Origin of the sequence: Vibrio makurazakiensis (genome assembly GCF_050337375.1) — a bacterium.
GTDB classification, from domain to species: Bacteria; Pseudomonadota; Gammaproteobacteria; order Enterobacterales; family Vibrionaceae; genus Vibrio; species Vibrio makurazakiensis.
Genome location: NZ_JAKJSW010000121.1, coordinates 1 through 13123 on the forward strand (window position 1 = coordinate 1; position 13123 = coordinate 13123).

Below are 13123 nucleotides of genomic sequence, written 5' to 3' on the forward strand. Positions count from 1 at the left end.
AAACAAGCATTTAGTGGTGCGAAAACGTTACTGGCTTTATTACGCTCTGACTTTTATGAGCGGTGCAAGAAGACAGATATTTACAGTTTTTGCCGGCTTTTTGATGGTAGAAAAGTTCGGCTATTCTGCCGCTGACATTACCTTACTGTTTTTGATTAATTATCTGTTTAACTTCTTGTTCGCCAAACGTATTGGTAAATTCATTGGTGTTGTTGGTGAGCGCAAAGCCCTGATGTTTGAATACATAGGTTTGATAGGGGTGTTTGTTGGATATGGCTTAGTTCAAAGTGCTGAATGGGCTGCGGCGCTATACGTGGTTGATCATTTGTTTTTTGCGCTCGCACTGGCTATTAAAACGTACTTCCAAAAAATAGCCGACCCTGCTGATATGGCCTCAACTGCCGGTGTATCGTTTACTATCAACCATATTGCAGCCGTTGTTATTCCTGTTGTGTTTGGTGTGATCTGGTTATCGTCACCTTCGACGGTATTTTATATAGGTGCTGCGATGGCTGCGGTGTCTTTGATATTGTCACTTAACATCCCTATGCAGCCAGAATCGGGTAACGAAGTTCGTTTTTTTAGTTGGCGTTAACGAAGTTATTCTTGATAGAAAGTGGGATTCAAATAAAGCCGTCAGCATAGAGCTGACGGCTTTTTCATTATTGAGCTAAGCGTATTAAAACGCGATATTAAAACGGGTATATCTGAACAGGGACACTTTGGTACAGTGAGAAACTAACGAAGTGAATCGCCAACATTAGCGGCGCATTGTTACCTGATTAAAGTCGATCCAGCCATTGGCGAGCAGATCCATCGGGTTGACAGTATCTGCCTGATTCAGCTGCTGCTTTACATGGAAAATAGGGCGATAAATACCGAAGTTGATTAGCTGCGCTTCGATTTCAAGAAAAGCTTGCTGTCTGAGTGTCGGATCTTTCAGTTTCCATAGATTTTCAATCTGCTGATCTCGCCATGCTTTCAGCTCGGTCGGTAAGCAAACTTCTAGCGTGATATTGGCTTGTAACCACCCCATCCAACTACTGTCTAAATTATCTGAAAAAACCTCGCCGGTGATGATGATATCGGCCTGGGTCAGGTTTTCTTCTAAGCAAAAGTCAGGAAATTCGAGTACTTGATATTCACTGTGAAACCCAAGTTTATTCAATTCTTCACAATAGAACTTGGCCATTTTTATATGATCGAAGAGTTGGTAGGTCAGTATCTTGATGGTGTGCTTTGGTTTTTCAAGATTGCGTGAAAATTGATATATCTTTTGACTGTTATTGACCGTCGAAGGCTGACCCTCAGGGGATGAAAGCATACTAGTCGCCAGGCCGATTTCATCGGTTGAGATACTCTTTGGAGTTCCTAATAATTGCAGTAATACGCTGAGTTGCTGTCGATTATTTAGGGAGCCTAACCATGCTTGTTTATTCGGGTTAAGAAGGGCGTACTCGCAGCCTTTTTCCCACTGTTCTGATTCTTGAAAGTTACGATCTTCAGATTTTTGGTAATGTTGGTGAGCATGGACAATGTCACAGTGTAGGTCGAAGCTCTTGGCCTGATCGCCAATATTCCACATTTCAACACCGTCTATCCAAGGTCTTAATCCATGATAATGCTTAAAAACGGTCAGGCGAGTGAGCCATTCATTTTGTTCTGAGAGCTCGAAACTCCCGCTGCCAATCACTTTACCGTCGGCTACTTTGGCGATACCTGAGGAAGTGCCCGTCAGAAGTGTTTCTAAATAACTCGCTGTCGACTTCATTTCAATTGAAAATCGTAAGTCGTCAATAATGTTGAACTGTGAAATGCAGTGATACTGAAGACTCATTTGATGATCTTCGTTGATTAGGCGTTCAAAGTGTTTGATTACATCATGTGAATTAAGCGGAGAACCATCGTGGAAAACGAGGTCTTTTCTAAGCGTAAAATACCAAGTATTACCTTGTTGGTACCAGTGAATCGCAAGGTCGCCTTGAAATGTGTTTGATTTAGTATCAAACCGGAGCAGATTACTATACAGGTAGCTAGCGATATGGCTTTCTGTTCGTCTAGATATATGAATGGGGTCAAGGCAATGCGTCCCACGGTAAAACGGGATTTGCAATATATCCAGTGTATCGGGCGAGTCTTGATAACGCCCGATGTACCCGAGTAAGAATAGATCACGTTTGTTTGGTTCAATCAGCTCTAGAGCTTGTTCTACCTTATGTTGTGAGAGTAATTCATCGGTTCTTTTCTGCAAAATACCGTCGAGGTTTTGTAGTAGCGCTACCTTAGGTAAGTTGCCACGTCCGACGCCAGATTCCCACTCTATCCAACCTTCTTTGACCAGTTTCTTTATCACTAATTGCGCGTTACGACGCGTACAACCTAACGCTTCAGTAAGTTCATCTAACGCTAAATGCGTGGGTTTATTTATCGTAAGTCGCGACCGAAGAAAAAACAGAGCCTTCCAGTAATGCATAAAGGTGAAATCCTTATTTTATCTTTCTATTTTTATTCATCTTTTAATTTCGATAATAGAGTTATTCAGATGTTTTTAAAAGGAAAGAAAAATGGAAACGATTCAGCCAGCTTCACCTCTACGTTCGATATGGAAATCTCCCAGTTTTGTGGTGTTGTTCTCTAGTGCGTTCTTTGTCGCGTTTGGTTCAAAGGTGTATGACTTAGCTTTGCCGTTATTGGTGTTTGAACTGACACAGTCTTCTCAAATGATGGGGTGGATGCGAGCCGTAGAGTTTTTACCCAACTTATTACTCGCACTATTCATTGGTGTTTGGGTCGATAAGTTTAATAAAAAGCGTTGGTCACAATGTATGTTGATAGGTCAGTTTATTACGCTTATCGCTTCTTATAGCGCCGTTCGTTGGCTTTCAGAGCCTCTGTATGTGCTGTTCCCATGTGCCTTTCTTATGATGGCGTTTAATTATGGCTACCATAATGCACGTATGGCGATGTTGAAGAGTGTGTTACCGCAAGAGCAGCAGAATACCGCAACAGCAAGGATGAGCTCGTTATATAGCTTTTTGGAAACGGTAGGGCCGGTTTTATCTGGTGGGTTACTTTTATTGTCTGCTTTGCACAATGCATTTCTTGGTGTCGCTGCACTCTATTTATTGGCGTTCTGGCAGCTAAATAAACTGAACCTCGACACCACCGCTGCGAATACTCAGCAACCGATATGGAGCGCTTTAAAAGAAGGATGGCAGGTGCTGAAAGCAAACTCCAATATGTGGCACATTACATTAGCCGTTATGGTGATCAATACCACGGGAGCGGTCTTTTGGATTCAAGCCATTTACTTTGCCAAAGCTGAACTGGCTCTGACTCATTTGGACGTTGGCTATTTGATTGCGGCTTCTGGTGTTGGTGGTTTAATTGGCTCTTTTACTGCCGATAAAGTTCGTCAGAAAGTGGGGCTGGGTGTATTACTTATTTTGTCTATTGGTCTAGAAGCGGTTGGTTTCTTATTCCCTGTTCTGTTTGTTGAAACGTGGGCGCTTATGGCTGCTTTCTTTTGGGTAAGCTCTATTGGTATTTACWGTAGTATTTGTATCTGGAGTTATCGCCAAGAAGCTTTCGATGAAAAGTACCTAGGGCGAGTTGCGGGGATCACTGGTTCATTGTTTAAATTACTCATGCCTTTTGGGCTAGCGGCCTCGGGTTACCTGGTTTCAAGCTTTAGCACACAAACTCTATTCATTCTTTGTTTTGTTGTGCAACTTCTTGCCGCATTGGGCTTGATGGTGACACGCGTTAGGGCTATTTCTTGATTGTTTCTCAAGTCGACTTTTGGAGTGGAGAAGCTTAGAGCGGATAAACTGTGAAATGTAGAAAAAGTAGTAGCGAGAAAGTAGAAACTTATAGCAACTTTGGGCACTGATTGTTGAAGGTTATATCCGTTCGTGCCCATACTGACGGTATTCGAATGATTTGCATGGGTGACAGGAGCTGTATTTGAAAAATACTATCGATTTGAATTTGTATCGGTTTTTAGACCTACTTTATGAACAGAAAACGCAAGCGAAAGTCTGCCACGTTTTAGACATTAGTCGAGCGACGTTTAATCGTCATTTATCGGATTGTCGTGATTTATTTGGCAATGAATTATTTATTGCGACCAAAGGTAACTATGCCCCAACACTCTTCACCACGCAGCTTATGTCTGTGGTCAAAGAACCGTTAGAGCAGCTCGAACAGGTTCAGCAAATCTCCCAATCTTTTGAAGGGACGGACTCTAATATTGAGTACGTTTTCCATGCTGCAAATCCATTAAGCACTCTGCTTACCGTGCCTTTACTTAAAGGGCTAACGAGTGAAGAACAAGCGCCTAAAATTTCCATGATGGACTGGTCGCTAGAAGGTGTGGAGTTTCCGAAATCCGGTTCTTTGGCTATTGGTATCTCTGGCTTTCCGAATGAAATTAACGATCGCATTGTTGAAAGAAAAGTAGGGACATTAGAACTGTATGTCTATGTTTCTGACAGTCACCCGCTGGCAACCGAGCCGTTGGTTGATCTGGCTTGTTTAGAAAACCATGACACCGTTCGTGTTTCTATGGGGACCATGGACTCCAATTCTTATTACGAGCGGTTACGGAAACGAACAGGGGTAACGTTAGAACAAAAGCTAACGGTTGCATCGATATTTTCAGCTCTTGAGTGTGTTGAGGTCAGCCAATATGTTTTCGTGAGCTTCAATATGGAAGAAGGAACTTACCCAAGTGGCGTTCGGAAAATTCCAATCAGTTTTAAAGGTGAGCGAGTCGAGTTTGACGTTGGAATGCAATACCACCGAGCTTGCTACCAACACCCTATAATCAAACGCATTGAAACGATCTTATCGAAAACCATCGCTTTGGTCTGATAGCTTAGCGTTTGCATAAAGAAATGCCCCTGAGACTTTTAGTTAGAAAAACATCGTCGTCAGGGGCTTTTTTATATTGAGATATTTATTTTACAAGCTCAACATCGCTTGGTTTCCAAGTTTTGTCATACCATGCTTCTTGCGGGCCATATAAGCGTAAAATAGTGAACCAACCTTTACCTGGTACGGTTTCAATCCAGTTYGACTCTTTCCCTTTTGGTGCTGTCGGACCAAAGTAAAGATCTACAGAGCCATCCGCATTTTTCTCTAACTTATCGCGCTGATTGTTTTTGCTCGGCCATGGTTGTCCTGTCTGTAACTCTGATCGCGTTTGCGGGTCATAAGCCACGACTGACCAGAAGTTTTTCGCCGGAACATTCGCCGGTATGTTCAGTTTGTAAGTTTTGCTGCCATCTAAATAATCGCCACCTTTAGATTTATCAACCAACGCGTACTGAGAGCCTTTCTCTATCATTTTCAGCGCCATTGCTGGCGTGTTTACGGTTGCCATGTAGAAGAAGTAAGTACGAGCATCTAAGTTGCGTCCACCTTCTCCTTTATCTACTAACCACTGATAGTCTTTACCAATGAATGCCGTTTTCCATAATCGGTCGTCATAGATATATGCGCCTTTGTCTCTAGGTTGAAAGATCAGAGAGCGAGCTGTGGCATTGCCGATCGCGACACCGTCTTTCATCAATTTTTGCATACGAGCATCAGGTTCAAATGGCTTGTTTTTTTGGATGCCGATGCTCGACATCAAACCGCGTAATTCTGGGTCAATAAAAGAGATAGGCTCTTTATCTAATACGGATTTTAGCTCGGTGAAGAAATGCTCGTCATTGGCATGAATGGTATTGAATGACTTACCGCTTCCCGAAATGAATTCCATCTTAGGTTGGTCGTTTTTCTTCGCCAACGGATAAATTTTTAGCTTTTCTTTGTAAGCGGTTACCGCTGCGTCTGTTTTCCCATCTTTCAAGAACCCTCGAGCAATAAACCAGTTGGTGTAACTTGTAGAGCGAGAAACAAAGTAACCTTCTGGAACTTCGCCTTTGTAATCAGGTGGCAGAATTAAGTATTTGCCTCCTTTACCTTTATCTGGCCCCACAATACCTAAATCGGTGACGAAGCGGAAAAAGGCGTCGTTGACTGTGGTTGGCCCCATGCCTTCGGGTACTTCAATCACTGTCGGGCCGTCAGTTTCCAAGTCTAGGAATGCTGATGCATAAACGGTATCGGTGTTACCGGTTAAGAAAAGAGGGTTTGAGTCCATTAAATTGTCGAATACCACCACTTGATTTGACGATGTCACGCCCAATTCTTCATGGCCGATTCGTAGTGCTTCAATCGATGCCATTGGAATTGCATTCAAGAACACTTCTGTAGAGCGAATTGTATCTAGGTTGTCGTAAATCTTTTGCGTAGTTTCAAGAGTCGGTGCGCCATCTGAAAAGTTCAGTGTGCCAATGCTGGTTTCCACAGTGTCAGGGGTCATGATGCTAGCTGGAATATCGGTATTGTATTTGTCAGTAGCGAGTACCTGATTTGAGAGAATGATACTGGTCGCTAATGCTAGAGCCTTTAATTTGGATTTAAGCATGTGTTCACCTTACGGGTTGATTTCGATGGGTTAACTATATGCTAGCTCATAAAAAATATTTGATATCTGATAGGCTCAAAATTGAGCACTGAAACAAAACAAAAAAGCCACTATGAGAAGTGGCCTTTGTTTTTCAATGATTTATTGAGGATAAATTACCTTAGAAATTGAAACTTGCTGTGATTTTGAAGACGTCTTCTTCGAATGGCTTAGTACCGCTACTGGTGGGGATCATCGCTGAATCGTTGATCTTGCCATAGTCCATTGTTAAGCCGATCATTCTCCAGTTAACTGTTGCTCCGACCGAGGCATAAACGTTGTCGATATTAATGTCGCTTTCTGTGGGTTGGTCGAAACGAACATCGGCATTTAAGTAATTGAGCCCCACTTTAGGAATGATATCGAACTCCGCCACTTCAAACTTATATCCAATATTAGAATACAGTCCCCATGCGTCTTGCGAATTCGGCTGCGCTAAATCTACGGCTTCAGTCCCCAACATAAAGCCACCGCCAACCACAATATTGTTCGGGAGTTCACGGCTATAGCCTAAAGTTACCAACTCTTGATCTCCGATAAAGGTAGCACCAGCTTCGATAGAGTTACTTTTGTCATTCGCTAAAGCCGGTAATGAAAAGCAAACCGACGTAGCAACGATTGCAGGAAGGAATAAGGCGTTCTTTTTCATGGTATTTCTTTTCTCATTTTGGGTGAATGAGAAGAAGCTTACTGAAATGATAAGCTAAAATTTGAGTGCCCAAACAATCAAATTTGAGTTCACTTTATGCTGACAAAATGGGTATGAAATTGACAATAAATAGAGCAATAGAAGTGGTTAATGAACTGAGGATTGTGTTCAGTTCATTAAAGTATCGGGAGAGAAGGTATTCGATCTATGAGGTTTAGTTCGGTGGTTACTTTCGTTTTTAAATTCGGTTATCACCACCGCTATATGCGACTATTTGGCTTATTTCACTCAGGCTTCGCCCTGACTCTTGTTGCCATTGATTGAAGGCTTTATTGGCAGCTAAGTGGGCGCGTTTGGTATCTCTGCCACTGTCTATGACACCGGTACTGCGTAGGTGAGACTCTACGTCTGAAGATAAAATGAAGGTATCCTTTCCCATCTGACGAAGTGCGTAGGCGCCTGTATTTCCGCCCAAACGCTTACCGTGTTTTTTTAAATATCCCCAAAGCTCTGTGATATTTTCAGAAGGCCAATCGGCAACTAACTCTGAAAAAGAGTCGGCCTCTTGTCGCGCTTGCTTGATCATGGAAGCGTTCGCGGGAATGGTCATCACTTTGGTTAAATGACGAATAATACGAGGGTCTTGTGCTTTTTGTTCCCACATTTCGTTCGGGAGTAATAGCATTTTTTCGATATCAAAGTTGAAAAACACCTCTTCGAAATTAGGCCACTTCTTACGAACGACATCCCATGATATTCCACATTGAAATACTTTTTCGGTAAAAATGGCGAGCCAGCGGTCATCGGATATTTGAGCTAATTCTTCACGTGATAAAGGAGCACGAACGATGCTTTCTAGTTGCGCCTCACCTCCTTTTCGGTGTGCAGCTCGGTCGTAGATATTTTGAAATTTTTCTTGAGGCATAACTTTGCTTTGCTATAAGGAAATGGTCGTCAATAGTAGCGCTATCTCAAAAAAATAAAAGTTAACTCTAAAGGACATCTATTCAAGAAAGAGCAAAATTTTGTATGTGCTATGTTTAATGCATAACAAAAACAGAGGGATAGAGAATGGAATTTGACTGGGTTGAATGGTTTGGCTACTTAGCGTCTTTAGTTGTATTGGTCTCGCTGACCATGACATCGATCGTCAAACTAAGAGTGATTAATTTCATTGGTTGTCTGTTGTTTGCTGCCTTTGCTTTTTTTATCGACTCGTGGCCAACAATGTTGATGAACTTAGGGATCGCGGCAATCAACGTTTATTATCTTTATAATATTCATCACACCAAAGAGAATTTCAAACTGATTTCAGCTTCTGTTGAGTCTGAGTATTTTGATCACTTCATTAATACTAACCAGGCGGATATCGAGCAACAGGCTTCTATCAAAGCAATAAAAAGTGCAGACACTTCATTTTATATGCTGCGAAACAACAGCATTGCTGGAGTGCTGGTCGGCAACAAAACGTTAGATGGCACTATGGAGATTTTGCTTGATTACGTGACGCCAGAATATCGCGATTTCAAGTTAGGCCAATACTATTACGAGGCACACCCTGAAGTGATGAAAGCGCGAGGGATCTTATCTTTACAAGCAACGGCAGCAAATGAAGATCATCGTCGTTACTTGCAGACGGTTGGCTTTCATTTTCATGTTGAATCTGATGGAAGTGAAGTTTTCACCAAAAACCTATAACTGGGCAGATCATTCATAATAAGCGCGATAATCGTTAAAACTCGCTCCAAAAAATTAAAGCGTTAACCTTATCGGTGAGCGCTTTATTTTTGTTGGAATATTCGTGGTCTAACTTTTAACTTTGTTATGAAGCGTGAACTTTCGTCCAGCTGTGATACCAGTGAATTAAACTGTCCAGAGGTTTCGGCGGGCAAATAAGAAACCCTTGTACTTGCATCTCTTTATAGTGTTTTTCTAGATAACGGAGCTCTTCTATGGACTCCATTCCCTCTGCAATTAAAGTGAAATTTAAGCTTTCAGCAATGTCCGAGAGTGATTGAACGACGACTTGATTAAAAACATCATCATGTATGCCAAAAATTAGGCTGCGGTCTATTTTTAGTTCTGAAAATGGAAGGTGTTTAAGCTGTAGTAAGTTGGTAAAGCCCACTCCAAAGTCATCTAAAGAAAGCCCAAAGCCTCGTAATCGGAATCGATTCAATGACTCTAGTTGATCGATCGTTTTCACCGCGTATTCTTCGGTTATTTCTATAACAAACTGCTCACGGGCGACATGCTTATTATCAACCCACTCGCAAAGCTGTTCTACATAGTGGCTGTTAAGTAGTTGGCTAGGGGAGAGGTTAAGCCCGATATGTAGGCTATGACCGAAGTTGTGGTTGAGCTGTTCACAATCTACTAGCACCTGTGAGATAAGCAGGTCGGTGATTTCATTCAGCAGGTTGTATTGTTGGGCTACATTAATGAATCGCCCGGGCAAAATGGCATTGGTTTCTCCCGGTTTGCATATGCGGGCAAGAACCTCAACCCCCTTCACTTTTTGAGTTTGTATGTCGACTTTCGGTTGGTAATAAGGCGTGATCCAACGGTTTTCTATACAGGTAACCAGTTCTTCGWAACTGAGTTCGGTGTGTTCTGGGTTACGACGTAAGTTGAGTTGGTGAAGCTTCCCTAAAGCGCTTCGTAGGTGTTTAAGGTCAATAGGCTTCGCTATGTTACCGATTAAGTGAACCTGGTGCTGGCGAGCAATATGGGCAGCCAAACTGATGACTCGTGTATCCATTTCCGAAATGATGCATACCCCACCTCGATAATCCATTTCTCCCAGCTGTTTAATAACTTCCATACCATCGACATCTGGCATATTGAGATCGGTAAAAACGGCGCTGTATTTGTCTGGGTGGCGTTTAATATGTTCAAGGGCTTCACGAGGATGGGAAGACGTGACCACATTGGCGAACCCTAATTCGTGAAGCATAGATTGCATCACCATCAATATGGCGGGAGAGTCGTCGATGACGACAATTTGTTTCTGTTTCATAAGCCAACAACCTTAACAATGCGGGTACCTAGACGTTTTTATTTGTTGTTCATTATTATTTTTTATTTACGAAAGGGTAATCTGAGGTTCTTATTGATTGTATTTATTATCTTTTTTGATTCAGTTCGCCCGTTTCTAGTTTAAAGCTAGTTGAAATTAGCCAATTAGCAATAGCACCCTAAATATAAGTGTTGTTTCATATTGATTGTGTGGGGTCAGTTTTAAGGTGAGTGTAAAAATTGAAGTGGTGTTTTTCCTGTTTGTTGTTTGAAGAATGCAATGAATGCACTGTCACTTGAGAACTCGAGCTGATACGCCACGTCATTGACTTGATAACTGGAGGACAACAGTTCGATTGCTTTTAACAAACGCCATTGCTGACGCCAAGCTTGATAAGACATACCCGTTTCTTTGGTGAAGATCCGAGAAATGGTTTTACTACTGGCACCCACTTGTTCACTTAATCGGTGCAAACTGGGCGCGTTTGTCGTTTGCTGGCTCAGTTGCTTAACCCACGCGGTTAAGCGCCTGTCAGTCGGGTAAGGCAACGCCAAATGGTATTCGGGAGCATGTTCGAACTCTTCTAGAAAAAGCGCTGTAGTGTTAACCGTTTCACTTTCATTTTTATCCCATGGCCAAAAAGCCATACGCTCAATCAGAGCTTGAAGTAAAGGGTTTACCTCGACGATCCGCATTCTTGGCTCGACGTTACGTGTTACTTCAACATCAAAGTGAAGCGAGCGATATTCCACAACGTTTGTCATTGTAATGCAGTGGTTAGTGCCTGATGGAATCCACATTGCTCTGGTTGGCGGCAACACGCACTTCACCTCATCGAGCATGACCGTCATACAGCCTTGTGGCGCATACAATAGTTGCGCCTTTATGTGTTGGTGCATCCCAGAATCGTGTTTGCCAACCCTTGCTGCAACTCCAATCACAGAAGCATTCAGGATATCTACGTCAAAAGGTGTAGATTCGTCAATCAGTGCCATTGTCTTAATCTTGATGTTTTTTGTCTTAGTTATGTTATTTGACAATAACAGAACTCTTTACACTGCGCTCATATTTAACAAAAAGAGCAGATGAAATGAAAACGAAACCTTCGATTTGGCTCATGGTTACCTTGATCATGTTTCCGCAAATCGTTGAAACAATCTATAGCCCGGCACTGCCGCATATTGCACGTGGTTTCGATGTGTCCGTTGCGCTAGCAAGCCAGACTTTATCCATTTACTTTTCGGCATTCGCTGTAGGCGTATTAGTGTGGGGGATTGTCTCTGACTATTTAGGCCGAAGAAAGACCATGTTATTGGGGCTAGCGGTTTATGGTATTGCCGCGATTGGCGCAGTGTTTACTACGGACTTTGAGAGCTTGATGGTGATGCGCGGACTGAGTGCTTTTGGCGCTGCGGTAGGGTCGGTAGTAACTCAAACAATCTTACGCGATAGTTACGATGGAGAGTCATTAAGTAAAGTCTTTACCTATATGGGCATAGGCATCTCGTTCAGCCCCGTGATTGGAATGATGTTGGGTGGCGTTTTGGCTGAGTATAACGGCTATCAAGGCGTATTTGTTGCGCTCAGTATGCTGGCTTTGATGCTGTGGAGTGCGTGTTTAGTTCGGTTACCTGAAACGAAATCGACGTCTTCACAGAAGAGTTCACTTATAAAACTTGCTAAGAATATGAGCCAAGATATCGCTTTGTGGCGCAGCACAGCATTAGTAGCATGTTTCAATATTATGCTGTTTTCTTATTACTTACAGGGACCGTTTATTTTTGAAAACCTTGAGCTCGGTTCAAGTGAGTTTGGTCAAAGCGGCATCGTGCTTTCACTCGGTACATTGTTAGGAAGCATCGCCAGCAAGAAGCTTTTAGGTAAGGTGCATTTTGGAATTCAAATGGATTCGAATGGCTTAGTGCTATTGGCTTCTGTGTTATCGGTATGTGGTGCATTCGGCATCTGGTTATTGCAAGACACACTTTGGTTTTTAGCTGCGATTATCCTGGTCGTGATGGGGTTTGGTATCGGTATGCCAAATGTTTTGAGCCACGCCTTAGTGAGATATAAAGATCAAGTAGGCAGTGCCGGTGCGCTCTTTGGATTGATGTATTACTTAATCATAGGTTCGGGCTTAGGTCTGGTTGGGTTAGTGCAAAACTTGGGAGGAACACTATTGCTTGTTTCTGTTATTGCACTGCTGCTTGTAAGTACTTTGTCGTTTAAGAAAGTAGGGCAAATTCAAGCTGAAGCTTAATGTTGCGAGTCATCTATGAGCGAGTAAGACAAAACTATAAACAAGTTTGATAGATTATTCGTGTAAACCAGTAGTACCAATAAGAGACACACTTTGATGACGACGTATCAAAGTGTGTCATGCTATTAGTTTGTGACGAACTGTTCATAGCGAGCCGATTTTAGTGATTTGCTAGGTGCTCACACATGAGGTCGCAGATTTGTTTATACAGCTCTTTATTTAAAGACGTAAACGAGTGTTCCACGGTGGTAATCAAACCATATTGATAGCGCGGCAAATCGATGATTGGGCGAGCAACAACATTCGGGTAATGACCACCGCGCAATAGCACACTATTTACTATCGAAATGCCTAATTCAGCAGAAACCAGTGAACACGCCACGTCGACTGAATGGGCTTCGACAATGATATTGGGAATGACATGGTGACGTTGGAAAAATTCATCGATGTCTTTCCTTGATCCGCTCTTCTTACCTAGCAAAATCAGCGCTTCGCCATGAAGTAGCTCAGCACTTATTGTATGGTGTTCTGTCAGGGCGTGAGATTTTGGCATGATGCAAGTTGAGGTGCCAGAAGCGACCGGCGTGTAGTTAAATCTCGGGTTGTTGTAGATCCGCGTAAATCCAATGTCTGCTTTTCCCGATTCGACACATTCCTCAATAAATGAGTAGCTTCCGG

The 13123-nt window shown here is 42.5% G+C and carries 12 protein-coding genes; 5 read left to right on the forward strand and 7 right to left on the reverse strand.

Going from position 1 to position 13123, the window contains the following annotated elements; all coding sequences use genetic code 11:
- Nucleotides 1–595, forward strand: a 595-nt coding sequence (locus L4C33_RS13865; protein ID WP_489686438.1) for an MFS transporter, incomplete at its 5' end; no start/stop codon positions are given.
- Nucleotides 596–760: 165 nt separating this feature from the next.
- On the opposite strand, the gene L4C33_RS13870 is transcribed toward L4C33_RS13865, so the two are convergent.
- Nucleotides 761–2473 carry an SgrR family transcriptional regulator gene (locus L4C33_RS13870; protein WP_428813019.1) on the reverse strand — a complete coding sequence of 571 codons (1713 nt, stop codon included), beginning with the start codon at nucleotides 2471–2473 and terminating at the stop codon, nucleotides 761–763.
- A 91-nt stretch (nucleotides 2474–2564) separates the two neighbouring features.
- Between L4C33_RS13870 and L4C33_RS13875 the strand changes: the two genes are divergently transcribed.
- The gene (locus tag L4C33_RS13875) at nucleotides 2565–3782 is read left to right on the forward strand and encodes an MFS transporter (RefSeq protein ID WP_428813020.1); all 1218 of its coding nucleotides are present in this window, start codon (nucleotides 2565–2567) and stop codon (nucleotides 3780–3782) included.
- Nucleotides 3783–3966: 184 nt separating this feature from the next.
- Nucleotides 3967–4875, forward strand: coding sequence for a LysR family transcriptional regulator (locus L4C33_RS13880; protein ID WP_428813021.1), 909 nt, complete (start codon nucleotides 3967–3969; stop codon nucleotides 4873–4875).
- Between the two features lie 85 nt (nucleotides 4876–4960).
- Here the strand turns inward: L4C33_RS13880 and L4C33_RS13885 are convergent, their stop codons facing one another.
- The 3 genes from L4C33_RS13885 to L4C33_RS13895 all read right to left on the reverse strand — a co-directional run bounded on the left by L4C33_RS13885 (nucleotide 4961) and on the right by L4C33_RS13895 (nucleotide 8091).
- Nucleotides 4961–6478 carry a DUF1254 domain-containing protein gene (locus L4C33_RS13885; protein WP_428813022.1) on the reverse strand — a complete coding sequence of 506 codons (1518 nt, stop codon included), beginning with the start codon at nucleotides 6476–6478 and terminating at the stop codon, nucleotides 4961–4963.
- A 160-nt stretch (nucleotides 6479–6638) separates the two neighbouring features.
- On the reverse strand, nucleotides 6639–7166 hold the full coding sequence (locus tag L4C33_RS13890) for a hypothetical protein (protein ID WP_428813023.1): 528 nt from the start codon (nucleotides 7164–7166) through the stop codon (nucleotides 6639–6641).
- 238 nt (nucleotides 7167–7404) lie between these two features.
- Nucleotides 7405–8091: a DNA-3-methyladenine glycosylase I gene (locus tag L4C33_RS13895; RefSeq protein WP_428813024.1), complete on the reverse strand. Its 687-nt coding sequence runs from the start codon at nucleotides 8089–8091 to the stop codon at nucleotides 7405–7407.
- 146 nt (nucleotides 8092–8237) lie between these two features.
- On the opposite strand from L4C33_RS13895, the gene L4C33_RS13900 reads away from it, so the two are divergent.
- The gene (locus tag L4C33_RS13900; RefSeq protein WP_428813025.1) at nucleotides 8238–8864 is read left to right on the forward strand and encodes a GNAT family N-acetyltransferase; all 627 of its coding nucleotides are present in this window, start codon (nucleotides 8238–8240) and stop codon (nucleotides 8862–8864) included.
- Between the two features lie 124 nt (nucleotides 8865–8988).
- On the opposite strand, the gene L4C33_RS13905 is transcribed toward L4C33_RS13900, so the two are convergent.
- Both L4C33_RS13905 and L4C33_RS13910 read right to left on the reverse strand, forming a co-directional pair.
- On the reverse strand, nucleotides 8989–10185 hold the full coding sequence (locus L4C33_RS13905) for an EAL domain-containing response regulator (protein WP_428813026.1): 1197 nt from the start codon (nucleotides 10183–10185) through the stop codon (nucleotides 8989–8991).
- 221 nt (nucleotides 10186–10406) lie between these two features.
- Entirely contained in the window at nucleotides 10407–11180 is a 774-nt protein-coding gene (locus L4C33_RS13910; RefSeq protein ID WP_428813027.1) for an AraC family transcriptional regulator, read from the reverse strand.
- A 95-nt stretch (nucleotides 11181–11275) separates the two neighbouring features.
- On the opposite strand from L4C33_RS13910, the gene L4C33_RS13915 reads away from it, so the two are divergent.
- The gene (locus L4C33_RS13915) at nucleotides 11276–12445 is read left to right on the forward strand and encodes a multidrug effflux MFS transporter (protein ID WP_428813028.1); all 1170 of its coding nucleotides are present in this window, start codon (nucleotides 11276–11278) and stop codon (nucleotides 12443–12445) included.
- A gap of 160 nt (nucleotides 12446–12605) precedes the next feature.
- Here the strand turns inward: L4C33_RS13915 and L4C33_RS13920 are convergent.
- Nucleotides 12606–13123, reverse strand: a 518-nt coding sequence (locus L4C33_RS13920) for a LysR substrate-binding domain-containing protein (protein ID WP_428813029.1), incomplete at its 5' end; no start/stop codon positions are given.